Annotated in this window: 20 protein-coding genes; 9 read left to right on the forward strand and 11 right to left on the reverse strand. The window is 55.1% G+C overall.

Annotated elements, in window-relative coordinates; genetic code table 11:
- Both RMSM_RS03425 and RMSM_RS03430 read left to right on the forward strand, forming a co-directional pair.
- On the forward strand, nucleotides 1-529 hold a 529-nt coding region (locus RMSM_RS03425; RefSeq protein ID WP_040763916.1), incomplete at its 5' end, for a DUF447 domain-containing protein.
- A gap of 55 nt (nucleotides 530-584) precedes the next feature.
- Nucleotides 585-1,529: a GHMP family kinase ATP-binding protein gene (locus tag RMSM_RS03430; RefSeq protein WP_081613990.1), complete on the forward strand. Its 945-nt coding sequence runs from the start codon at nucleotides 585-587 to the stop codon at nucleotides 1,527-1,529.
- An 18-nt stretch (nucleotides 1,530-1,547) separates the two neighbouring features.
- On the opposite strand, the gene RMSM_RS03435 is transcribed toward RMSM_RS03430, so the two are convergent.
- Nucleotides 1,548-2,498: a hypothetical protein gene (locus RMSM_RS03435; RefSeq protein ID WP_008691617.1), complete on the reverse strand. Its 951-nt coding sequence runs from the start codon at nucleotides 2,496-2,498 to the stop codon at nucleotides 1,548-1,550.
- A gap of 22 nt (nucleotides 2,499-2,520) precedes the next feature.
- Nucleotides 2,521-3,048 (reverse strand): hypothetical protein, encoded by a 528-nt coding sequence (locus tag RMSM_RS03440; protein ID WP_008691618.1) that lies wholly within the window; start codon nucleotides 3,046-3,048, stop codon nucleotides 2,521-2,523.
- Nucleotides 3,049-3,226: 178 nt separating this feature from the next.
- On the opposite strand from RMSM_RS03440, the gene RMSM_RS03445 reads away from it, so the two are divergent.
- The 4 genes from RMSM_RS03445 (at nucleotide 3,227) to RMSM_RS03460 (ending at nucleotide 6,914) form a co-directional block, all read left to right on the forward strand.
- Nucleotides 3,227-3,736 carry a GNAT family N-acetyltransferase gene (locus tag RMSM_RS03445; protein ID WP_008691619.1) on the forward strand — a complete coding sequence of 170 codons (510 nt, stop codon included), beginning with the start codon at nucleotides 3,227-3,229 and terminating at the stop codon, nucleotides 3,734-3,736.
- Nucleotides 3,733-4,209 (forward strand): tetratricopeptide repeat protein, encoded by a 477-nt coding sequence (locus tag RMSM_RS03450; RefSeq protein ID WP_008691621.1) that lies wholly within the window; start codon nucleotides 3,733-3,735, stop codon nucleotides 4,207-4,209. Before RMSM_RS03445 ends, RMSM_RS03450 begins: the two co-directional genes overlap by 4 nt.
- Nucleotides 4,210-4,276: 67 nt before the next feature.
- A complete protein-coding gene (locus RMSM_RS03455) occupies nucleotides 4,277-5,680 on the forward strand; it encodes a DEAD/DEAH box helicase (protein WP_008691623.1) in 1,404 nt (467 codons plus the stop codon).
- 22 nt (nucleotides 5,681-5,702) lie between these two features.
- Nucleotides 5,703-6,914, forward strand: coding sequence for a DUF790 family protein (locus RMSM_RS03460; RefSeq protein WP_008691626.1), 1,212 nt, complete (start codon nucleotides 5,703-5,705; stop codon nucleotides 6,912-6,914).
- Nucleotides 6,915-7,146: 232 nt separating this feature from the next.
- Here RMSM_RS03460 and RMSM_RS03465 read toward each other — a convergent pair whose 3' ends face one another.
- The 7 genes from RMSM_RS03465 to RMSM_RS03510 form a co-directional block, all read right to left on the reverse strand.
- Entirely contained in the window at nucleotides 7,147-8,205 is a 1,059-nt protein-coding gene (locus RMSM_RS03465) for an ornithine cyclodeaminase family protein (RefSeq protein ID WP_008691628.1), read from the reverse strand.
- A 747-nt stretch (nucleotides 8,206-8,952) separates the two neighbouring features.
- Nucleotides 8,953-10,377, reverse strand: a complete 1,425-nt coding sequence (locus RMSM_RS03475; protein WP_008691634.1) for a DUF1501 domain-containing protein — start codon at nucleotides 10,375-10,377, stop codon at nucleotides 8,953-8,955.
- 60 nt (nucleotides 10,378-10,437) lie between these two features.
- On the reverse strand, nucleotides 10,438-13,518 hold the full coding sequence (locus RMSM_RS03480) for a PSD1 and planctomycete cytochrome C domain-containing protein (protein ID WP_008691637.1): 3,081 nt from the start codon (nucleotides 13,516-13,518) through the stop codon (nucleotides 10,438-10,440).
- A 545-nt stretch (nucleotides 13,519-14,063) separates the two neighbouring features.
- Nucleotides 14,064-14,636, reverse strand: a complete 573-nt coding sequence (locus tag RMSM_RS03495) for an RNA polymerase sigma factor (RefSeq protein WP_008691641.1) — start codon at nucleotides 14,634-14,636, stop codon at nucleotides 14,064-14,066.
- A gap of 421 nt (nucleotides 14,637-15,057) precedes the next feature.
- Nucleotides 15,058-16,146 (reverse strand): protein arginine kinase, encoded by a 1,089-nt coding sequence (locus RMSM_RS03500; RefSeq protein ID WP_008691643.1) that lies wholly within the window; start codon nucleotides 16,144-16,146, stop codon nucleotides 15,058-15,060.
- Nucleotides 16,143-16,700: a UvrB/UvrC motif-containing protein gene (locus RMSM_RS03505; RefSeq protein WP_008691645.1), complete on the reverse strand. Its 558-nt coding sequence runs from the start codon at nucleotides 16,698-16,700 to the stop codon at nucleotides 16,143-16,145. Before RMSM_RS03505 ends, RMSM_RS03500 begins: the two co-directional genes overlap by 4 nt.
- A gap of 10 nt (nucleotides 16,701-16,710) precedes the next feature.
- Nucleotides 16,711-16,893 carry a hypothetical protein gene (locus RMSM_RS03510; RefSeq protein WP_008691646.1) on the reverse strand — a complete coding sequence of 61 codons (183 nt, stop codon included), beginning with the start codon at nucleotides 16,891-16,893 and terminating at the stop codon, nucleotides 16,711-16,713.
- A 41-nt stretch (nucleotides 16,894-16,934) separates the two neighbouring features.
- Between RMSM_RS03510 and trpE the strand changes: the two genes are divergently transcribed.
- Complete coding sequence (gene trpE / locus RMSM_RS03515) at nucleotides 16,935-18,455, forward strand: anthranilate synthase component I (RefSeq protein ID WP_008691647.1); 1,521 nt, start codon at nucleotides 16,935-16,937, stop codon at nucleotides 18,453-18,455.
- Nucleotides 18,456-18,487: 32 nt separating this feature from the next.
- Here the strand turns inward: trpE and RMSM_RS03520 are convergent, their stop codons facing one another.
- Together RMSM_RS03520 and RMSM_RS03525 are read right to left on the reverse strand one after the other, a co-directional pair.
- Nucleotides 18,488-20,248, reverse strand: coding sequence for a TIGR03545 family protein (locus RMSM_RS03520; protein ID WP_040763920.1), 1,761 nt, complete (start codon nucleotides 20,246-20,248; stop codon nucleotides 18,488-18,490).
- Nucleotides 20,245-21,177, reverse strand: coding sequence for a TIGR03546 family protein (locus RMSM_RS03525; RefSeq protein WP_008691649.1), 933 nt, complete (start codon nucleotides 21,175-21,177; stop codon nucleotides 20,245-20,247). Before RMSM_RS03525 ends, RMSM_RS03520 begins: the two co-directional genes overlap by 4 nt.
- Before the next feature lie 297 nt (nucleotides 21,178-21,474).
- Here RMSM_RS03525 and RMSM_RS03530 point away from each other — a divergent pair, with 297 nt between their 5' ends.
- A complete protein-coding gene (locus tag RMSM_RS03530) occupies nucleotides 21,475-24,324 on the forward strand; it encodes a PD-(D/E)XK nuclease family protein (RefSeq protein WP_008691650.1) in 2,850 nt (949 codons plus the stop codon).
- 73 nt (nucleotides 24,325-24,397) lie between these two features.
- The coding region (locus RMSM_RS03535) for a UvrD-helicase domain-containing protein (RefSeq protein ID WP_236621991.1) at nucleotides 24,398-24,729 on the forward strand (332 nt) is incomplete at its 3' end.

Below are 24,729 nucleotides of genomic sequence, written 5' to 3' on the forward strand. Positions count from 1 at the left end.
CGAGCTGATCCAATTGCGACCGTTCAATTCATCCCGCACGTATCAGAATTTGATGCACTCGCGGCGAGCCGTCGTCCACGTGACCGACAACGTCGATCTGTTTGCACACGCCGCAGTGGGATCGCTTGGTGACCAAGCCGCGCTTCGGCAATGGGTTCGCCGCTTGGAAGAGACTGCGGAAAACGACAGCCAGTACTGGATCTTGCGTGATTGCCATCGCTGGTTTGCGGTCGAGGTCGAATCGATCAACGACCATGATCCTCGTGCCGAAATGAGCTGCCGCGTCGTCCGGTCGGGCATCGTTCGTCCGTTCTTTGGCTTTAACCGGGCAAAATTTGCGGTGATCGAGGCCGCGATTCTGGCGACACGAACGCACTTGCTTTCGCAAAAGGAAGTCGAGTCGGATCTTAGCCGCCTGCAGATTTTGGTTGACAAGACCGGCGGTGCCGCCGAGGACGCCGCATTTGAATTTCTCAAGCAAGCGATTTCCCAGCGATACACCGACATCGATTCGGCTCCACCGAACTAACGACGCATCATCCCCCGTCTTGGAAGGCATACCGGGGTGCTGGTATCGTGAGCACATGACATCTCAGCAGGTACGCGTGACCACAGGCTCACGACTTCATTTTGGTTTATTAGACACCGCCAAACCCTTTGGGGGCGTCGGTGTGATGGTCGACGATCCGATCACCGAAGTCGTTGCGCGACGCGCCGATGCGTTCCAAGGTCCTGCGATCGCGGCCAATCGGGTGCTGGGCGTTGCCGAGCGTTACCGCCGACAATTTCAGCTCGATGCCTTGCCCGCCTGCAAAATCGAGATCGTCCGCCGCCCGCCCGCGCATACGGGGCTTGGCACGGGAACCCAACTTGCGATGGCGGTGGCCGAAGCGATCAGCCAACTTTTGCATCCAGAGAATGCGGACCAGCGGACTGCGAGTCGGATCGCCGATCGCGGTCGCCGCTCTGCGGTTGGAATCCACGGTTATCGGCATGGAGGGCTGATCTATGAAGACGCCGACCAGGCCGCGGAACTGAATCCGATCCGGCAACGACTCGACGTTCCGAAACAGTGGTGCGTGGCGATTCTTCGTCCTATCCAAGAAACGATGACGATCAGCGGCGAGGTGGAATTGGATCAATTTGCCAAGCTGCCTGCGACCACATCCGAGCAGCGTGATCATTTTCGCACCCAGATCACCACGCAGCTTTTACCGGCAATCGAAAACAGCGACTTCGATGCGTTCAGCGAAGCGGTGCACCAATACAACCGCGACAGTGGGCTGTTGTTTGAATCGGTGCAAAATGGCCCCTACAATGGCGTGGCCGTCTCATTGCTTGTCGATTTCTTAAGAAGCAATGGCATCAAGGGTGTGGGACAGAGCAGTTGGGGCCCCTCGGTTTTCGCTTGGTTCGCGACACGAGACCAGGCTCAGCAGTTTGTGTCGGATCAGATCGACCAAGCGAAGGTCCATGTGCTGCTCACTCATGCCAAAAACGATCCACGACAAATTGAGTCGCAATCTTGATGCGACATCCGACTGCGGCTACTGCATGGTTCCCCGTAGCGGCATCGCCATGTGCAGATCCGCAGTGTATTCCGTCGGCGTGGTCGCCGCTGCAGCGGCGACGGTGGCTGACAAGGTGGTCAGATCGACCATCTGAGACGCGTCCTGTGGCATCGTAAACAGCTGGGGATCGCCACTGAGCAATTGATTCACCGTATACGAGCCGATCGTAATCTTCATGCTCAAGGGCTGCCCCATCGCCGGCGTTAGATTCAGCTCAACTTGGTGCGGCAATGCACATTGATGCTCGGCATAATAGCGGTGATTGGTCGCGGTACTTTGTGCGATCAAGTGATTGTCTGGTGAGTACATAAATTGGTTTGTCACATAGCCAGCCGAAGGCTCGATCAAATAGACGCGTTGATACAAACCATCAGGCATTTGGATGACGCTGCGAATTTCCAGCTTGCCATCATCTCGTTTGACGGGACCATTGACGACGGTGGCGGGATCCAATTGAACCAACCCCAACGCATCCATCACCCAAGTTGGGTCGACCGGCAAAACCGCTCGCTGAAGCTGTTGGCGGTACTTCGCGTGCTCGGCGTAGTACAGCGTCTTGGACATCGTCACTCCCTCGGGAACTTCAAACCAAAACACTTCGTCATTGCTGCCCATGTCCATCCCCGCGCCAAGCACGATCGGCAAACTGGCTCGCAAGCGAAAGCGACGCTCTCGCTGTAGACTTAAGGTGGCGCTGAGCTTGGGAATGTTAGGCATCGTCAACACTTCCACCGTAGCGGTGTTGGTCGACAACTGTTGGATCGAACCGGTGCGATTCATGACCGCAGCCAACTCGTCCAAGCTGGGTGTCTCGTTAAAGGCAACCGGAGGCGGCGGGTAGGGCATCGGAGCCTCGCGGCGGGCGCAAGTCGCTCCACCAGAGACAAAACAGATCATCAACGTTCCGATCCACAGCCATGTTCGCATCCTTGCTTTTCTCCTGGGACCGTTATTCGGTTGATGTTTCTTCGTCGGCGCTCACCACATCGGCTTCGCAATAGAGCAGATCGTTTAACTCGTCACGAATCGACTCGGATTCAGCGCGATTGATCTCACAGGGCATGACATCGATCGTCGACTGATCCGCCAGCACTTCCAAACGCATCGCTCCTTCTTCGAGCGAATCATCCGCAGTGCCTTCCCAAGGACGCACCAGCCGTTTACGCATCAGCATGATCGCCAGCAAGTAGCGTGTTTTGGCTTTCTCGGGAAAATTGCCCATCTGTCGCAGCAGATCGATCAAGACCTCGGGAGGAGCCAGCACCAGTTTCTTTTCCGCAGCAGTGGGCATCCGGTTTTTCCACCATCCGATCGCATCCTCTGGAGGCCCCTTCCAGCTTTCAGCCGAAAAGTCGCGACGAACATAATCGTCTCCCGATTCCATCACGACCGAGTAGTACCATTCGCCTTCTCGCAACGGGCGATGCAGAGAATGACAATTTCGGGTACAGCGTCCGACGTGGTATTCGCCTAACATAGGAGCCAAGAAACAGAAGGAGTTCGAGTTAAGAGGTTCGCGCATTGGAACCGTAGCACAATTCCATCCTAGCGTGAAAGACAGAATATCGAGGCGAATTGGACGGCAAAAATCGCAGCAAATAGGTCGAATCCCAGCACCGCTAGCTTGCTAGCATGGTGTTTTGGCTGAGGAGCAAATGCAACCTTCCATCACGATCCGCATGTCGACTGCCGAGGATGCCAAAGCGGTAGCAACCGTGTTCCGAGTCGCATTCGCTCCTTTGCGAGCAATTTACCGACCGAGTGAGCATACCGCCGCTCGCCAACCCCTTGGTCAGCAAGAAGGAACACGGCTCGTTGCTGAGCTGGATCAGCAAGTTGTTGCAACGGTCCAATTCGACAGCCACGAAGACTACTTGCATGTGATTGGGCTGGCTGTTCACCCCCAGCATCAACAAAAAGGCATTGCCCGTCGCCTGTTGGACTGGATTGATTCGCAAGCATTGTCCGCCGGTCGCACTGCCATCGTTTTGCGGACAATCGAGCAGACCGGGAATGTTCCAGTATTTGAGAGGCTAGGTTTTCGCAGCATCGACGAAGGCGTTTCGGACCGTTTCGAGAGCGGCATCTATCCGGAACTGTACGAAGTGAAGATGCGTCGGACCATTTCATCGCCAATCGGGAAAGTCCCGCGAGAATTACCATGAGCGTCGATTCATTTATCAAGACATTTCAGTTTTCGGGTGCAGGGGGACAACCATCTGAAGTGGATGTCGACAAGATTTTTGAAATGCTGCAATCGTATCCTGATTCCGCTCGATTGTGGAATCTTTGCGGCGACTCAATTCAGCTATCTGACGGGGACCGCTATTGCCCCGAGGATGCTAGGAAATGCTACGAAACCGCGATCCAGCGGTCACCCAACGATCCAGAGGCTTATGAATCCCTGGGTTTCTGGCATGATATCGAAAATGAATTTGAACCAGCCGCGAAATACTTCAGGCTTGCTATCCAACGAACCAAGTCCGATGTGCCCCGCCATGGCCTTGCTCGTGTTCTCGCTCAACTTGGCCAAAAATCAGAGGCACTGTTAGAAATAGATCAGTGTTTGGATCAGCAATCCATTGACTTGAAAATCCTGAGGGACGAAATTGAGAATGACTTGTGGTATTCTGGATGACCGTTTTCCCTAATCTCGAATCGGTGTCATCAGCCGGCAGAGAATGTAATTTGCGAGCTTATTTCCCATGCAATCACTCGCTCCCGTTTCGACGCCGATGCGGCTTGCGTTTCAGGAGGGGACACTGACGCTCTCAGGCGTTGAAAAGCGACTGGTCGAGCGATTGTGGAATGAGCCGCTGTGGATGTTTGACACTCGCAGTGGCTGCTGGCGAACCGATGCGATGCATTACCGCGATGTGGTGGAGTGTTTACAAAGCCGACTCGCCACAGCATGGTCTGATGACGTGGCCCGCTGGAGACCCATTCGCTTTGCCGCGGCGAAGCTGCACACGCTGCGGCCGGATCAAAACGAAGCCCTCGAGGCTTGGTTGGAAACTCGCCGCGGTGTCGTCGTGATGCCCACGGGAACGGGCAAGACCGAAGTGGCACTGCATGCGATCTGCCGCGTCAGCACAAGCGTATTGGTCGTTTCCCCAGTGCGTGATTTGATGTATCAGTGGCACGACCGGATTCGAATAGCAACCGGTATCGACGCCGGGATTATTGGTGACGGCGTGCACCGCGTCAGCGCGGTTTCGGTGACCACGTACGATAGTGCGACGATTCATATGCCACGCTTAGGCAACCAATTTGAGTTCATCATCTTTGACGAATGTCATCACTTGCCCGGGCCGATGCGTCAGGACGCCGCCCGAATGTCAGCGGCACCCTACCGGCTCGGCTTGACCGCGACCCCCGAGCGACGTGACGGCGGGCACGAATTGCTTGATGAAATTATCGGCCCGCGGGTATACATGCAAGCGATCAAGGCAGCGAGAGGCAAGACGCTGGCGAATTACGACATTGTGCGGATGAAAGTGCACTTATCCCACGATGAACGAACTCGCTATGAATCGCTGGGCAATACGGTTCGCGAATATGTTGCCGAGCGACGCAAAGAAGACTCCGCTTACGATTGGCCAGCATTGTGCAGCGACAGTGGCCACGACCCCGCCGCCCGCGCGGCAATGGTTGCGTTCCATGCCAAACGTTCGATCGAAGACCGAGCGGAGGAAAAATTGCGAGTCATCGAAGATCTGTTTCGGCTACACGCCGGCGAACCGGTGATCGTCTTCTGTGGCTCCAACGCAATGGCTCGCGACGTGTCGCTACGTTTCCTGATCCCCTGCATGCTCAGTCATTGTCGCAAACGCGAACGACAAGAGATTTTGTCTGGATTAAGAGAAGGACGTTATCCTGCAGTGGTCGTTAATCGAGTGCTGGACGAAGGAGTTGATTTACCAGAAGTCAACGTCGCGATCGTCGTCGGTGGCGGCAGCAGTACCCGGCAAGCATTGCAACGATTAGGACGCGTGGTACGCAAGAACCGTTTTGGTCGTGCCTGTTTCTACGAGATCGTGACCGCCGGGACGCGTGACGAATTGCGGTCCCGTGCGAGACGGCGTGACGAAGCGTTTCGCAAGCACTAGCTAATTTAGATAGCCAGGTTTGATGCTGACCAAAGAACAATCACTCGTCGAGTACGACTTTTCACGTCTGACGGTCGCACCTGATCGGTTGACACGTTCGACACATGGGCATTACGTTGCGATTGCCGAGGAACTGCTAAAAATTTATCGAGAGCATGTCGGCGAAGTTCGCAAGCAACTTCACAACCGAGTGCGACTTTCACTGCAAAATGTCACGGATTGTCCGGCACGGCGGATCGCTGCGTTTTGCAAACTGCTGGACGACGCCAGCGAGTTCCAGCAGGACAAATCCGCAGCAGCAGCAAAACTGCGGCAACGTGTGTTTTCGCTAGCCGCAACGAAACATCCGCTGGTGCAAACACGTGACCAATTGTTTGACCATGACGAAGCGAACACGAAAGCGGAGATCGCAGCCGAACTTGGCAAAAGCTGGGAGGAAATCGAAGCCAGCTTGTTTGCCGATGTGATTGAGTTTCATCGGCTGCGGAAACCGCCTGAGAACCTCGACGCTGCGGGATTGCTTTCTCGCTACAACGTCGCGCAAACCCAGGCGGCTTTGTACGCTGCAACATCGATGACCGTGTGGGCCGGCGAGGATTTCAAAATGATCCTGCGCTATGCTAAACTGGCCAGACTGATGCACTCGATCACGCGGCAAGGCGACCGGTATGCATTTCAATTGCACGGACCTGCGTCACTGCTGCGTCAAACCCGTCGCTACGGCGTCGCGTTCGCCCGCTTCCTGCCGGGGTTGCTCTCGACACGGGATTGGCGGATGCAAGCGACCGTGCTCGGACCCGCGAAACGGCGATTCGCATTGCGACTGAGCAGCAGCGATGGACTGCACAGTGAAGTGCAACCGAGCGATTTCGACAGCCAGCTGGAGGAAACGTTTTGGCGTCAATGGAACAGCTTGCAAGCGGAGAACCAGACCGATGGCTGGCGGCTTCGACGTGAAGGAACGGTACTACATCAAGGCCAAACCGTGTTCACACCGGATTTTTCGCTGAACCATCCCGAGCATGGCGAAGTGTTGCTGGAGGTGATCGGGTTTTGGACGCCGGAATATTTGAGCGAGAAAGTGATCCGGCTAAAGCAGTTTCAGCACGCCGCGAGGATCGTGTTGGCGATTAGCGAAAGCGTTGACCAGGCCATCCCTGATTTGGGCATACCACGCGTCACGTTCAAAACAACGCTGAAGGTGAAGGACGTGCTGCAGAGGTTGCCCAACTGAACCGCTGCGAAGGCGTTTCTACAAAAATCCTTCCCGCCGCGAAACACATAGAAGTGTCGGACAAGAAGCTGTTTCCGTGCTCGGCAAATCAACTTTACATCGGATCAGCGTCGGTAACTTGCAGGATCCAAGCGTAGATTTTGTCGAGTGTTTGCGTTTGAAAACACACCTCGATATGGAGGCCAAAAGGGGTCGGGGGGCAAACAAAACATGCTGCTTTCGCACTCGCTGCCTACACGCGAACCCAATCTTTCAAGCAGGCGTGTTCAAAGATCATGTCGTGTTGTACCTGAAGATCCTGGCCCATCCCCGCTGCATAGGCACGGTCATACAGCGCTAATGCGATCCCCACGTCAACGTAGGCGAGTCCCACAGCATTGAAATACGTGCGTTCAGCCATACTGATGCGACCGGGTTTCTTTCCGTTGATCAGATCAACAAGATTGCAATGAATGTCTTCGTCGCTCAGTTCACCATCCTTGTACATGCGACTCAGCGTCTGAGTCCGATGCTTGACGGTTTCCCAATCATCGCAAACGATTTTGTCACATGCTGCGGCAACCGCATACTCATCTTCCCATCCTCCGATATGACTATAAAAGGCCCCCGGCTTCATCCAAGCCGCTTTAAGCAACGGCGCCTGGGCACTCGTCGCCGTCACGATGATGTCGGCGTCACAGGTTGCCCGCTCCAAGTCCGAATTCGTCTTCTCAAACTTCAGGTCAGGTAAGATCGCCGACATCTCCCGAACAAATTGATCTTCTTCAGAGACGGCCTTGGCGGCAACTCGGCAGGTGTTTAACGATGGAATTGCCGTCTTCATAGCGATCAAGTGCATTTTGGCCTGCTCACCGGCACCAATGAATCCGATCGTCTCGGAATCGTCTCGCGCAAGATGCTTGGCAGCAATTGCCCCCATGGTTCCGACTCGAATGTTTGAGCACAGCGTCCCTTCCATGAACGCGATCGGAAAGCCGTGTTCTATCTCTGATAGGATGATCACCGCAGATAGATTTTGGATGCCAAATTTCTCAGGGTTCGGCGGGAAAACAGAAACCCATTTGACACCGCAGATCTTTCTTGATTTAAAAGTTGCGGGCAGACAATTGATTCGCTCTTGCGTGTCGTCGTTGAAGATCTGCACGATTTTCTCTGGGAACAGAACATCGCCTGCGTCGTAGGCTAACATCGCCTGCTCAGCGGCGTCCATCGCCAAGTGAATATCCAAACATCCTGCACCCAGCAAATCTTCTTGTGAGAAAAAGCGACATTTAATTTGGTGATGATTCATGTTCCAGTCTCGCGCGTTCGGAAATCGAGATGAAGACGCGACGTCTCGTCCTCTCTCCGTGTCCCCCGAGGCGAATGCATCTCCCGGGCCAAACGGGGCTGACGCGAAAACGCAAAACACTGGTACACATGCATCAATCGTCACGTGCTAAATCGCACGAACTGATGGCGTGATGCGTGCCCATGGGCACATCACATCCATGACAAGGAATGACGTTCTGGTCTAGATCGATTGGTCGGCCTGGACAAGGGCGTCCATCGATTCGAATTTGGCTCGCAATTTCGACGTATCCGACGCGTGTCACCTCAACAAAGACTCAGGTGGTTGCGTGTGAGAAACCTGTGAAGCGACCGGTGTGGATGAGCGAAGAGGAATTTGCCAAGAGTCAAGACCTCGCAGAACTCTACCTTCAGAGATGGCAAGTGGCACTCGATATCCGAAGCTTGAAGACACACATGCAAATGGAACATCTTCGCTGCAAGAGGCCCTCGATGGTGCGTAAAGAGAAACCGCACGCATTGATGAGCTCGATGATGAATCGTCCAAACACGAAAGGCGGAAAAGGGTCAGGAGGTATTTTCTGTCCTCGGACCGAGTCGGATTAGCTTTCAATCGTCCTTTTTTTAGTTGCAGCGATCGGAAAGTTCGATCCGATAGATGAAATTGCGCTCGACCAATGGCTTTTTCGTTTAATCAATGCAGTATTAACAGAAACACACAAAGCAACTCCTTCGTGCCTTTGGCGGCTTACGTCGCGAAGGCTTCGTGGATCACTTCACCGCCGAGGACGGTGGGGATTTCTTCGCGGCTGTTGTGCAGGTACACCAGCTTGTGCTGGTCCAGCCCCAGTCCGTGCAGCATCGTCGCATGCAAATCGTGCGGTGAGAGCGGGCGCTCGACTGGGACAAAGCCAAGTTCATCTGTGGCTCCGATCACCTGCCCGCCCTTGATTCCGCCTCCAGCAAGCCACATTGTGTAACCAGCCGGTGAATGATCACGGCCACGTTTGTCCCCTTTCTGATTGCCTTCGGTCGTCGGCGTTCGCCCGAATTCGCCACCCCAGATGACCAACGTTTGCTCAAGCAAGTTACGTTGTTTCAGGTCTTGCAACAAACCGGCGATGGGAAGATCCGTCGCGCGGCAGCGGTTGATATGATTGTTCTTCAGTGAACCATGTGCATCCCAGCCACCGTTTCGCAGTTGAATGAAGCGGACGCCTTGTTCCACCAACCGCCGCGCCAACAAGCAATGCCGTCCAAACACGGCGCTGGCTTTCTGGTCGATCCCATACATCTTCTGAGTCGCTGCGGACTCGCGGGACAGATCCAAAATTTCAGGTGCGTTGAGCTGCATCCGAAAACCGAGTTCGTACGACTCGATCCGAGCCTCGAGTTCTGAGTTCGCGTTTTGCTGCTTTAGATGCTGTTGGTTCATCAAACGGATGAAGTCGAGCTGCTCGCGACGATCCGCCACGGAGTACAAATTGGGCAAATCGGAATACGGTACGCCGCTTTGATCGTCCAATTGCGTGCCTTGGAACCGAGCTGGCAAAAACCCACTTCCCCAGCCCGGCCGCTGCGGTGCCGGTCCGCTCGAGTTGGACGACAAGACCATAAACCCAGGTAAATCACGAGCTTCGCTGCCCAATCCATACGTCACCCAACCGCCCAAACTGGGACGTTCCCCCAGCGACGAACCGGTCAAAGTAAAATTTTCTGCGGGCCCATGGACCGGAATCCGGTGATTCAGTGACCGAATCACGCACAGATCGTCGACATGGCGAGCGGTGTGGGGCAGCAAATCGGAAACCTCGATCCCACTGTCGCCGTACTGTTTAAACCCAAACGGCGAGGCCATCAATTTGGATCCCACGCCTGATCGCGGAATGTTGGGAACGTTTGCCCCAATACTGTCCGGTACATACTCACCTTCCATCGCCGACAACTGGGGCTTGGGATCAAATGTATCCATGTGCCCCGGACCTCCCGACATGAACAAGAAGATCACGTTCTTGACCGAGGGCGGAAAATGCGGCTGCTGCGAACCGCTGCCGCCGTGATCGCCCGCCGCTGCGTCACCCTGAAGCAACGCATTGAGTGCGATCGATCCAAGGCCGAGGCCTGCTGATCCAAGAAACGTTCTGCGATCTTGGTTAACGGGGCTGATAATCATGGGGTGGGCCGTGGTGATGCGAGGCGGGCGGGTGGCGGAGGAAGTTCAAACGAGGTTCAGTCAGGGGATGTAGATAAATTCGTTTAGATTCATCATCGAGTGACAGAAACGGATCAGCTCGGGAGCGGGCCTATCCGACGTCGATGAATCGCTCTGATTGTTACGAGGCTGCAGTGCCGCGGTGGCAAAACCAATTTCCTCTGGCGTCGGTGCGCGACCGAGCGTCCGCAGGAAGACGGCTTGAATCAATGCGTGGATATCGTCACCAGCCTGAGCGTTCACAATCCGCGCCATCTGCTCGGCTCGCTTGACCACAAATGGGCTGTTTAGCAGGTACAGCGGCTGCAACGCGACCGTCGACACCTCGCGGCGTGAACAGCTACGAACACCGTCGGGAGCATCAAACATCGTCATCACGTCAGGCATCTGGCTACGTCGCTGAGACAGATAGATTGTCCGCCGTAGCGTTTCCTCTTCACGTTCAGGTGCGACGCTCGGTCCGCCCACTAGCCGATTGAGATCGTCCGTCGCAACGAGAATGGAATCGCGAATCACCTCGGCTTCCATCCGCCGTTGAGACCACCGCCACAACGTCTTGTTCTCGGGATCCAAATCATGATTGGTTGCGTCCAACACACTCGACTGGCGATACGTCGCCGAGGTCACGATCAGGCGATGAATGTGTTTGGTACTCCAACCACTGTCGATCAATTCCGAGGCCAGCCAGTCCAACAGCAGCGGATGGGTTGGCGTGCCGCCGTGAGTCCCTAAATTGCTGGCCGTGTCGACCAAACCGCGACCGAAGTGCGATTGCCAAAGACGATTTACCCAGACGCGGGCAACCAGCGGATTCTGGGGACTGGCCAACCAATCGGCCAACGCTTGACGGGGTGTCGGTGAAAGTTGCGACGGAGTCTCACCGAGCACTGCTGGCCAAGCTGGCTGGACTCGCAATCCTGGGCTACGAACGTCGCCGCGAACCAGCACGCGGGTAACATTGTCAGCCAGGAAATCGGGCGAGTAGGGCAGCGGAGATCGATTCACAACCGGCAAATGTTTCACTGTCTGATTGCCCGTCACCGGCGAATAAAAGCCCCAAGTGTGTGCAGGGTAATCCGCCGGAGCCACCTTCCGCTTCTTGGCCTCGGATAGATAAAATTGATACGAATCGCGGGTGAACCAGTTTTGGATGTCCTCTGCTGGAAACGACGGAGCATGCTGCAGTTGATAATTCCCCAGCTGTCCATTTGAGAAAAACGCCATCAACGCGTAGTAGTCACGCTGCATCAACGGTTCAAATTTGTGGTTGTGACATTGGGCGCACTCCATCGTCAGCCCCAGCACGGCGCTGGAAGTGTTGTCGACAATATCCATCAACACCTCCATCCGTTGCAAAGGCTTGTCCATCTGGTTGCCGCTGATCCGAGCGGCCCCCAAGAACCCCGTCGCGATCAAGGCTTCGTCGGAATAGGGTTGCAGTTCATCGCCAGCGATTTGTTCACGTAGAAATTGAGCGTAGGGTTTGTCGCGATTGAAAGCGTTGATCACGTAGTCGCGATACCGCCAGGCAAAGGGACGGGGGATATCGTGCTGGTATCCCTGACTTTCCCCCCACCTCGCCAGATCGAGCCAATAGCGAGCCATCCGCTCGCCATAATGTGGCGACTGCAATACGTGCTCGACCATCTTCTCATAGGCGTCCGCCGAAGTATCGCTCACAAACGCTTCTGTCTGAGCGATCGTGGGCGGCAAGCCCAGCAGGTCTAGGTACAATCGCCGAACCAACGTACGGCGTACCGCGGGCGGCACCGGCGTCACACCGACGGTTTTCTGGCGTGCGGAAATAAAAGCGTCGATCGGGTGTCGCACCGCGTCTGCGTTTTCAGGACGCGTGCCCGCAGTGGGCAACTCAGGACGTGTGATCGACGCAAACGCCCAATGATCCGATTTGATCTCAGGAGTCGGCAGCAAATCATCGTCCCAGTTCAATCCTTGATCGATCCAGGCTCGAATTTTTGCGATCTCGATTTCCGACAGCGGTTTCTCGTCGGGAGGCATGCGATCGGAATCGGATTTCGTCGTCAACACTTCCAATACATGACTGTTATGGCTTTCGCCGGGGACGGCAAAGACTTGCCCGGTGCTGAACCCGAACCATTCATTCCGCACATCCAACCGATGCCCAGAATCAGGATACTCGCCCGCGTGACAATCGAAACACCGATCTCGCAGGATCGGATAGATGTCGGTGGTGAACTTGATTGGTTGATCCCAGGTGACAGCGGGCGTTGAAGCGGCGAGACGATGCGGCGACGAATCAAGGAATGAAAATGCGTCTTTCCAGGAACGCGACAGCACCAAGTCGTCGACACGGATTTGATCCTCGCGTTCCGTTTTGATGCCCGTGGAAAATCCGACCCAGCGAACTTGATGGATGCCGTCTTGTTCGCTTAATGAGAGCAAGGGCTGATCGGCGTCATCGGGTTGTGGATCAACCCATAACTGAATCTGACTGTACGCATTGCGGGGTCCCGTGACCTGTTTTGCGATCTTAGCGATCACGTGATAGGTCTTACCGGGTTCTAATTCCGTGCGACTCCAAGCGGTTTGTTTCGCGCCGAATCGCACCATGAATACATTCTTTCCCCGACTTGCACCCCGGTCCGCCATATGGATCCCGATATTGGGAATACCGCTGCTATGGACGGCTTGATCGCTGCCCTCGGTACGGTCGAGCCAAAGCACAAAGAATTCGGGATCACTGTCTGCTGTGGTTGCAGAGGGTTCATATCGAAAGCGAAATCCAACGAACAATTCATCGTCCGCAAAAGTTTTGCTCAGTTCACGACGCAAAGGATTGTTTCGCCCATTTGTTCCGCCAATCATCACCGCGGGTGGTGATGCACCGGAGGGCGATGTGAGAGCGCCCGGGTCGGCTAATTTCGCGGGTCGCAACTGCGACAACTGCCAAGGATTCGCGAAACCAGATTGCGGATCGTCAGCGAGTAGTCGGCCAAAATCATGCTGCGGATAAAATCGGTCCGCAGCCAATCTTGTTTCGTCTGCGTTTGCATCGGAGCCGCCACCCCCCAGCCCGCCGCTAACCCCCAGCCCAAAGACACCAATGACAAATAGCGACAACAGATGATTTCGTATGGCCCTGGATGATCGCGAGCAGGACACAATTCTATAGAAACGCATTATCGAGTTGCCTCGGAGGGGCTGGCAGGCGTTTGCTTCGCGTTGGACGGCGAGAGGAATGACGCCGGCGAATGTGTGCCCCCACAATCACCGATCAGCTAACAGTTTATCCGGAAGCCCGGTGCCCTGCCGCATCCGAACGCTCGCAAAAGCAATCGAGTTGTACCGAATCGATCAAAATGCCCACTCAATCGAATCGTCAACTGGCGTTGAAGAACCGAGTCGACGAGCCACCGGGGCCGATTTTCACGCGGACGCGTTTCGCGCACCGCGGGCAATGACCAACGTAGGCAGTAGACTCGGAATTCTGGTAAATCCGACCATAGATTTGACAGCAAAGAAACGTAATCCCCAGAAAAGGCCGAAATCGGTAGCCGGATGCTTCTTTTTTCGCAGCATCGTTGGGGCGATTCAAACCGCCGGGGTCACTGGAGGCGTCAAACTGGGGTGTCGACATCGGATGGCGAAGAAGCGAAGGAACGAAATCACTCAGAACTAGACTCTTCGGCACGGTGCAGGACTTCTAATGCGAGCTTTAATTGGTGTCTCGCTCGACTCAGCCGACTTCGCACTGTTCCGATCGAAATCTCTAGGATCTCGGCAATCGTTTCATAAGATCGCTCTTCCATTTCTCGCAAGACCAGAATCGAGCGATGTTCTTCGGTCAATCGCTCCATTGCGGTGCGGACCATCGCCACGCGTTCCCGCTGCAGCATCGGTTCGTCGACTCCGCTGGACTGGTCGACAACTTCGAGCCCATTTTTCTCGCGAAATTGGTCCAACGACACCCGAGCTCGCTTCTTTCGCCGACGCGAGAGCGCACTGTTGAAGGCAATGCGGTAGAGCCAAGTAAAAAATTGGCTGTTTCGCTGGAACGTATCGAGCTTCACAAAAGCCCGGATAAACGCCTCTTGGACAACTTCCTCGGCTTCCTCGGGCGAACCGGTGACCTGCAGCATGGACGCGAACAAACGATCCTGGTTGACCTCTACCAACCGGGTAAACGCAGCACGATCGCCCTGGAGTGCTCGGTCAATCAGTTCAGGCTCTTCGCCCACGCCGCCAACTTTCGTGAAATTCGAGGTTTCTCTGCGCTGTCTTCCCCCACCGCTGCCGCAGTAAAACGAGGGGTCGAAGGCTACATCCGCACCCTAGTTTATCATCCTGAGACAAAAAAATACTGTAAACGGAGGGATTTCGCCATCAAGAAGCGATCGGGCGCCTGCGTAACCCCTCTGAATCAAGTCTTTGAAGCGCCCTGCATGCAGTCGCTAAGAAACAAATTCAAAAACCCAAAGGGACAAGCCCCCCATTTCTACGGCTGCACGGTCCATGGTGAAGGGATGGGGAGGAAATTGATCCTGTTTTGGTTTATAGCCCTGCGTACTGATCGCGGAGCGATCAACAACTAACTGACGTAATGATCGCGGAGCGATCAACGACTATCTGCGTTATGATCGCGGAGCGATCAACGACGATTTAATTCAGCTCACCTTCGCCTTGGTGACCGGTCAAATGGCGTTGCAGGTAGGTCGCTCGTTGGACATTCCGGTCGGAGGAACCGAGCACACGGCCATGCAATTTCTGCAAATGCGCCGGCTGGGTATGAATGAATAATTTGTTGATCGTGGCGACTTCGACATCGCTGATCAAGCCAAGATTCACTCCCATTCGCACTTTGGAAAGGTAGTGCATCGTTTCTTCGCTGCTGATTTTTTTAGCCGTGCTGAGGATGCCCATCGCGCGACTGACGTCGTCATGCAGGTCTTGCTGGTTTTGTTCGATCAAAAACGCGCGTGCTTTTCGTTCGTATTGGATGATTTGCGGCACGACCTCGTCACCGACGAGCGCCAACAGTGACTTTTCGCTGTGACCGAGCGTGACTTGGTTGCTGACCTGATAAAAATCGCCCGAATATTGCGATCCTTCGCCGTACAGCCCACGGACGGTGACGTTGATCCGCTGCATGCTACGAAAGACTTTTTCGATTTGCCGTGTGATCACCAGTGCGGGCAAATGCAGCATGACACTGACGCGGAGCCCCGTCCCCACATTGGTGGGACAGGCGGTCAAATAGCCGTACTTTTGGTGAAACGCGTACAGAATCGAACCTTCGAGCTTGTCATCCAACGCATCGATTCGGGCCCAGGCGGCATGCAGATCCAATCCGCTCTGCATCACTTGGATTCGCAGATGATCCTCTTCGTTGATCATCACGCTGTATTGTTCGCCGGGATCGACGGCGACCGCGCGTGATCCATCGGCGTCGGCAATCTCGCGGCTGATCAGTTGACGTTCGACCAAGAATTGGCGGTCGACCTCGGAAAGCTCTTCGATATCGATATAGCGGATGTCTTTCCAGTCCTCCATCGCCTCCATCCGGGCCCGCACGGTCCGCTCGATGCTGTCACGATCCTCGTCACTACAGCGACGAATGAAGGGAAAGTCAGCGAGATTTCGTGCCAAGCGAATTCGGCTGCTGATCACGATATCGGATTCAGGCCCGGTGCCGCGCAGCCACTCTCCGGAACTTTTTGCGAGGTTATTAAAGTCCGTTTCTTGATTCACGACTGATTCTCACCTTCACTCGAACTTGCATCGTCGTCATCGGACGCCGGGATGCTCAGTTCGCGTTCCATTCGTTTTAGTTCGTCTCGGATTTCCGAAGCACGCTCGTAATCTTCAAGCTCCACGGCCTCTTCCATCTCGCGCCGCAGCTGGATCATTTCCGCTTGTGAATCGGCCGACGCTGCCAACCGACGTGGCCGCTTGCCAACGTGTTCGACGGCGTCGTGGATATTCCGCAGCAGGGGGATCAAGTCCGTCTCGAAAAAGCTGTAATCGTAGGGGCATCCGAGCCGTCCCGTGTTGCGGAACTCGAAAAAACTGATGCCACACACCGGACACTCTTTTTGGTCCAATTCGGCCAATTCTTTTTTCGATTGTCCCAGCTGCAGCTGCTTCGCCAGCGCGTTGGTGACGGAGGCCACAGGGCTATCGGATTCTTTTTGCAGAAAGCCGCGGGCGTGTTCCTCACAAAGATGCATAATTTTGGGACCCGAAGGTTCCGTCAACTCGGTGATATGAAACGTCGCGGGCTTTTCGCAATACTGGCATTTCATCGTGTCATTCCTAGCTGCCGTGACTGCCGCTAAAGTGTGTGTTTTCCCAAGTATTGGACGCCAAAGGGATTCTATCGCCGCCCCCATCGGTGTCAACGTAACGACTTTGACACGTTTCGGTGGCCGAGAGAACCTGTTTGCCGTTTCCGCTGTCATCGACTGGCGAAAGCCGACCGCCGCGTCGAAGCCCCATCTACTAGAGCCCGATCCCTCCGAAAGAGCCCGTCGACCTCGATGTTAACACCTGAATCTGCCGACTTCGACCAACTCTCGATCCACCATGACTTTGTTCCGGTGTATCGGCGTTTGTTGAGCGACTCGTTAACCCCAGTGACCGCGTTTCGACTTTTGGACGATGGCGGCCCGGCGTGTCTGTTTGAAAGTGTGATTGGGGGCGAGAAAGTCGGCCGCTACAGTTTTTTGGCGGCCGATCCGATCAAACGGTTCTCTGCACGTGGCAACCAAGTCACAATTTCGAACTTAGGCAGCAGCGCAGCGGCAGACGGGGGCAAGACGGAAGAACTTGAATCCGCCGACCCGCTGGAAACGTTTCGCGCCCACGTAAAATACCGAGTTGCCGAGGTGGCGGGGTTACCCCCATTTGTTGGTGGGGCGATCGGATATGCCGGCTACGATGTCGTGCGGTATGTCGAAAATCTGCCCAATTCGCCCGAGGATGACCGCCAACTGCCCGATCTGGATTTTGCCTTCTATCACACGCTGTGCGTGTTCGATCACGTCGACAAAACCATCACCGTGGTCTCGCTCGCCGATTGCCGCGACGTCACCAATGCCGCGGAATCTCAGCAGGCCTTCAGCGAAGCATCGCAACAAATCGACAAAACGATTGCCAAGCTTTCGCAACCGACCGCACATACCCCCGAAGAATTCACGACCGAGAAGCCTTCGCCTCCGCTGAACATCGAGTCGAATTTCACTCGCGAATCGTTTCGCAAAGCGGTGCTCGAGTGTGTTGAATACATCCGCGCCGGCGACATTTTCCAAGTCGTCCCGAGCCAACGGCTGAGCGTCAAAACCGACGTCGATCCGTTTGAGATCTACCGCTCACTGAGAGTGGTCAACCCGAGCCCGTTCATGTTCTTTGTCCGCACGCCCGATTGCATGTTGGTCGGATGCTCGCCCGAGATCATGTGCCGAGTCGCCGACAATGTCGTCACCGTTCGCCCGTTGGCGGGAACCCGGCGGCGAGGCAAAACGGAAAAAGAGGACAAGGCTCTCGAGAAAGAACTGCTCGCCGACCCCAAAGAAATTGCCGAGCATGTGATGCTTGTCGATTTGGGACGCAACGACGTCGGCCGCGTGGCCCAATTCGGTACGGTGGAATTGACCGAAGTGATGGTGGTCGAGCGTTATTCGCACGTGATGCACATCAGCAGCGAAGTGCAAGGCAGGTTGCGTGAAGGGCTCGATGCCTTTGACGCATTGAAGGCGTGCTTGCCAGCGGGCACGGTTTCCGGTGCACCGAAAGTTCGCGCGATGGAAGTGATCGATTCGATTGAACCTCATCGCCGCGGCCCTTATGGCGGCGCGGTGGGTTACGTCGATTACCGCGGCAACATGGATACCTGTATCGCGCTGCGAACGATGGTCGCCAAAGAGGGCGTGGTCTACGTGCAAGCGGGCTGCGGCGTGGTCGCCGACAGCGATCCCGATTCGGAATACGACGAAACGATGAACAAGGCACGAGCGTTAATCTCGGCGATCGAAACCACCGTGGCGCGTGTCTCTTCGTAGCGGACGTCGGAGACGTCCGGCGACTTTGAGCTTTAGCGTAGTTTCTTCTCGAAGGCGCCTCGTAGCTTGCCGAGGTAGACGTCCGCTTCGCCAACTTCGTTCATCACCTTTTGGCTCATCTCTTCGATCGACTTATCCGCACTGGCTAATAACGAACGTGCTTCGCTTTGCTGTGACGTCAACCATTCTCGCAGCGCCAACGTTTGTTCCAAATGAGCTTTGTCGACCTGTTCCTGTAGCTTCTGCTTCGATGCTACGATTTGATCGTTCACAGCATCCTGCGTCGCTCGACGGAAAACTTGGCCAAGGTTGGTGTGCATTTTCAGAGCGAGGTCGTTCCATTGGCCACTGAAGTTAGCGTCGATCTCGATGCGATCGACCGCATCCAAACTGGATTGCAATGACTGGACCGCCGCCGATTGCTCAAACTTCGAATCCACAGCAAGCTTCATCTGCAGCCCGGTCTGCTTACTGACGAACCGACCTTCGACGTTATCACCTTCGCTACGCAGTTGCACCCACAATTCGCGTTGCCCACCGCTGATTTTGATGCCCGCTTCGTGTTGGCTGCCTAAACGTAGCGGCTTGGCTTCCATTTGTGGCCAATGCAGTGTCAACAAATCGACATCCGCGCCGCGACGACGATCGACCGCGTATTCAACGCGAACCACATCCGGTCCGTCCAATTGGAACTTGACCAGCGTCGGCTCTCGCAATAACTCGGGCGTTGGAGTCAAATTTTCGACGATTCCTTTGAGCGAATACTGTTTGCCGTTGGCACGCATCAATCCGCCAACTTCGCAGCGACGAACCAGAATCTGCGAAAGTTTTCCGTCCCCCAGCAGATCAAAGTCTTCGCCTCGTATACGCTCACTCTCGGGCGCCACGACGGTGTAGTTGGCAATCGTGCGTCCACCATCAAGGTAGCCGCGAATCTGGTCGATCTGTTTTTGCACGGCGAATTTCAGCATATCGATGCCAAAGTCGTCACCATTCTGCAGGTCGCCTGGCACAAATTGATTGACTTTTTGCATATCGATCTTCTTCGCTTCGTCGAGCGACGCGAGATCGGATTGTAATTGCTCGGGCAACGTATCGATCGCTTGGCGAACCGCCATCAATTCATTGCGTGCCTGTTTGGCTTGTTCGAGTGTCCGCTGCAACTGCGGCCAATCTCGCAGCGGATTATCGATACCGCGTGCTTCATCACGCACCGTGCGAATTTGTTTTTCTAAGTTGCGTGCTCGCACGACCAACGAATCATATTCGCTTTCCCAGCGATCGCGGATCTCGCGGCTGCGACGAACGGTTTCAAGGTTTTCGGTCAGCGCACTTGCTTCGGCGCCAAGCGAATCCGTCGTCGCCGCAATCATACGAGTCAGAAACGAAGGGGCATCCGAAGGCGACGGAGCGGCTTCCTCTTGTTCGACCTCGTAATGTCCCGACGAATCACGATCGGCACCGATTACCAGTCCGGTGATTTTGCCGTCACGCGCAACCCAGCGGCGATGCAACATCGCGTCGCCATCGATGACAAGCTCGATCGATTCGGCGCGGAACATGTCCTCCATCTCTTTGCCCTTGCGAGGATCAGCGACTCGGAAATCCGAATACGCGATGCTCGGGGGAAACAGACCGACATTGGCACTGCCGATTTCGACTTTGGCACCTGTGGCGCTCTCGATCCCTTTGATCGTCACATAGCTGGCGACAGGACCCAAGCCCCAACGCAGCAACATGATAATGGCGACAACAATGATCAGACGGGTAAGAACAAAACTCCAGCGTATCATGCTGCATCCTTTTGCTTCGAGGTGCGCAATTGACGAAGTAAGTAGTTAAGCGCCTCGTCCATCGGTTGTTGATCGGTTTGTTGCTCGTCCTCGGTGGCCGAGTCCGTGCTTTCGATCGGGCTATTCGCCGCGTCAGCATCTTTCATGCGAATCACGTCGATTCGCGTCTCGACCGAAGCACGGGGTATTTGCGGTTGACCGGTTGATTCGGCGGCTGCGTCATCGGCCGCCTCGTTCACGGCCGCCTCGTTCGCGGCAAAATCATTCACGGCCGAATCAGTTTGCGTCGCGTCGGACTGGCTGTCCGACATGGGAACCACATGCGATTGATCGATGCGAACCACCATCGGCTGCGTCGCCGGCGAAGTTGTCTCGCCGGTGCGACGTGGCGTTTGCGATTGGACAGGGGCCGCCGGCGAAAGTACCACGCGGTTTTCCTCGGCGTCCAGCGCCTCGTCCGAAAACGCGTCGATTCGGCTCTCATCACCCTCGGCGTCCTGGGGTTGGAACAACCGAAAGATGGGGTAAGTAATCAAAAAGATCGGTAGCACCGCGGCCAACCCGATGACAAAGCTGCCCAGCACGATCGTGTTGTTCAAATCGGTCCACGGCATCAGCGGCAGCGTCCAAAGGCTAGCCATCTTGGGGCCAAGCGTTGGATGCGTCAGAATATAACTGCCCACATCATGCGAATACGGATCGAGCTTGGTCGCGGCGAAGGTCGTCCCGATCGTGGTCAATGCCGCCATCGAATGATTGATCTTCAGCGACAACAAAACGATCAGCACGAACAGCGCCAACAGATTTCCGTGCGGAATAATGCCTAACAACGCACCGATCGCAACCGCCCCAGCTAACTGGTGCGGATATTTGCGTCCGGCGATCGCGTGGCGAACGTTACTGAATAATTTGATGGACCAGATGATCATCGCGGTGCGCCTCCATGCGCACGGTAGTGGCTTCCCTGGGACTCCATTTGTTTAGAGTTATCGGCGCTCTGGCACGAGAACATTCAGCACAGACGGTAAATTTTCCCAAGTCCTTTTATTCTTTCTGAATAGAACCAGGAAGAATGGGCAAACTAGACAGGCTGCTCATTTTTTGCCTGACTAGCAAAGAACACATTTTTCCTGAAAATCACCCCGTGGTGACCAAACGTGTCACTGCGATCGCGACACTACTGTATTTCCCCCTCTGGTCGCACGACCTTTTTTGTCACCGAGTCTATGAATCCACGAATCACGACCGAATTTCTTGGCTGGGATGCCCCGCTGCTGCCACGTGCCGTGGACTCACTGAAAACGAAATATGTGACCGCGAATCAGTTTGATCTGTCAGAGCTGATCTGTGTTCTGCCGACTTCACAAAGTTCCTATCGTTTCGAGACGCTGCTAAAAGAAGCAGCCAGTGACGCCGATTTGCGTCTGAGTTTGCCGAAAATCTTGACACTCGGTCGACTTCCCGAACAACTCTATTCGCCTCGCGCTAAGCTGGCGATCGATTTTGAGCAAACGCTTGCCTGGTCCCAAGTCCTTGCGGCTACCAATCCCGAGACGCTGAAACCGCTGGTTCCCACGCTGCCGACCTCGGACGAAGCCGATACATGGATGGAGTTGGCGGCGACGATTCGGGGGCTACACGAGGATTTGGCCTCGAACCAACTTTCGTTTGCCGATGTGGCCGCCGCGACCGAAGCCGAAAACGACCAACGACGCTGGACGCTGCTAGCGAAGTTGTTTGAATCCTATTTGAAACGACTCGCCGCAGCAGGTCTGGCCGATCCGCACCACGAACGTCGATTCGCACTGACCAACAGCGCATGCAAAACCAGCTCGACGGTGGTCTTGATTGGGACGAGCGACTTAAGTCATCTGCAGATTGCAATGCTACGGGCGATCCAGGCTGAAATCATTGCGATGGTGGCAGCCCCCACCGGCGAGACGTCACGTTTTGACGAATTCGGTTGTATTCAAACCAGTCAGTGGACCGATTATCGATTGCCGATCAGCGACGATCAATTGATCTCGGCGGGCGACATTGCAGACCAAGCGACCGCCGTTGCTGAGGTGATTGCCGAATTTGCAAAACAATATCCGGTCGACGAAGTCACGATCGGCGTTACCGACGAATCTCAGGTCGGGCCGATCGAGTTCGAAATGCGAAGCTGCGGTGTAAACACGTTTCGAAATTTGGGGTGGAGCATCAATCGCACGGCGATTGGACGGCTGCTGAACTTAACGGCGTCCTATCTAAAAACCCGTTCGTGGCAATCGCTTGCCACGCTGGTGCGTCACGCGGACGTTCACGCTTGGATCAGCAAACAGGATCCCGACACCGCCGATGCTTGGTTAACGCAGATCGATCAATTGCTTGCCAACCACTTTCCCATCCAAGTCGCGGACGCGCTGCCCGAGGAAGCAAAGAAAAACTATCCCACGGCGATCCAAGTCGCCAAGCGGATTGAAAAATGGATGTCACCGCTGCAAGGTGCCAATCGTCCGTTGGGCCAGTGGTGCGGCGCGATCACCCAGTGGTTAACCACGCTCTATTCCGCAGAACTCGATGCCCTTGAACCCGCAGATGAGTCTCAACCTTTATTTGCGTTCGAATCCGAGAGCGTCCCGCAAGACCGAACGGCGATGGCACTTCACTCGGTTTGCGGATTGCTAATGCGGTTTGCCAATGTCAACGCCGAATTGGACCTGGAAATTGACGGTGCCAGTGCGATGCAAATGATTGCCAATCGCGTGGGCGACCTGCGAGTGGTCGATCCAATGACTCCCGACGACATTGAAATTCTTGGTTGGCTGGACCTTGCCTTGGACGATACCAAAGCGTTGGTCGTGCTAGGGCTGAACCATCCTTTTCTCCCCACCGCCGTCACGAACGATGCGTTTCTTCCTGGCTCGCTTCGAACCCAATTGCGGATGGCCGACAATGACCGCCGGTTTGCACGCGACGTGTACAACATGCAGTTATTGTTGTCGACTCGGCAAACGGTGCGTTTTATCGTCGGCCGCAATTCCGCGGACGGAACGCCGACACCGCCCAGCCGACTGTTGGCGGCAGCATCGGACGAAGACGTGGCTCGGCGAATCCGGCTGTTACTGGAAAATAGCCGACCGCGAGTGGTGGTCCAGCACCGCTGGGATACTGCCACCGCCGAATCCTCGCTGCCAATTCCCACGCTGCCTGCTTCGACCGGAATTTGTCCGGTCAAGGCGATGAGCGTGACTGCGTTTCATGATTACTTGGCGTGTCCGTATCGATTCTATCTGCGTCACGTACTGAAATTAAAACCGCTTGACGACATGTCCTCGGAACTCGCCGCGAACCAATTTGGCGATTTGATTCACGGTTCATTGGAAACGTTTGGCGAATCCGACGACCGCGACGAAACCGATGCGGATAAGATTGAAAAAATCCTGCTTCATCATCTGCACCGTTATGCCAGTTTGCGGTACGGCGATTCCGCTTCGACCGCCGTCGCACTGCAAATCCGGCAAGCGGAACGACGGCTCCGCAAAGTCGCGATCGAACAAGCCCAACGCCGAACCGAAGGCTGGGTGATCAAAGAATCCGAAGCCTCGGTGGATGACAAACGCGACGGAGCCTGTATCGAGGTCGATGGTTTTAAAATGGGACTTCGTGGCCGACTCGATCGTATCGACTACCATCCTGATTCAGGACGTTGGGCGATTTTGGACTACAAAACTCATGGGCATAAGCCTGAGAAGAAGCATCTAAAAAAGACCGACGAGGGACTCAAGTGGATTGACTTGCAATTGCCGCTATACCGCATGATGATTCCCTACCTTGGCATCGAAGCCAATCCAACCGAAGTACAACTCGGTTATTTCAACATCAGCGACAAAGACGAGGAAACGAAGATCAACATTGCCGACTTTGACGAATCGCTGATGGATCAAGCTCGCGAATTGATCCTGGACTGTGTTCGCCGCATCCGTGACGAAGATTTTGCTCCGAGTACCGATCCGATCCAGTACGACGATTACGACATGATCATGCAGACCGGCGTGATGTCCGTTGCCGCCGGGATGGATGATTCCGAATAAACAACGTCATGCTGCCTCGATGTTGTTGTGTCTCTGATTGTTGATGTCTTTCCCCAACCCCTACGAATTCACCTTGAACGCCTCGACACAAACCAATGCCCTTCGTCCGACGCTTGTCCGCGCGTCGGCAGGGACGGGAAAAACGTACCAGTTGACCGCGCGGTTGTTGCGGATCCTGCTGCAAGATTCGCCGCCCGAAACGATCCTGGCGACGACGTTTACTCGCAAAGCAGCCGGGGAAATTTTAGATCGAGTGCTATTGGTGCTGTCCAAAGGAGGCGACGACAATGACGCCGATGCACTCGGGCAATTGCGTGACCAAGTGGGTGTGCCGACGCTGAACCACCAAACGTGCCGTCAACTGCTGCACAAGATTCTTCGCAATATCCATCGACTGCGGATTTG

The sequence above is a fragment of the Rhodopirellula maiorica SM1 genome (assembly GCF_000346295.1).
Lineage (GTDB): Bacteria > Planctomycetota > Planctomycetia > Pirellulales > Pirellulaceae > Novipirellula > Novipirellula maiorica.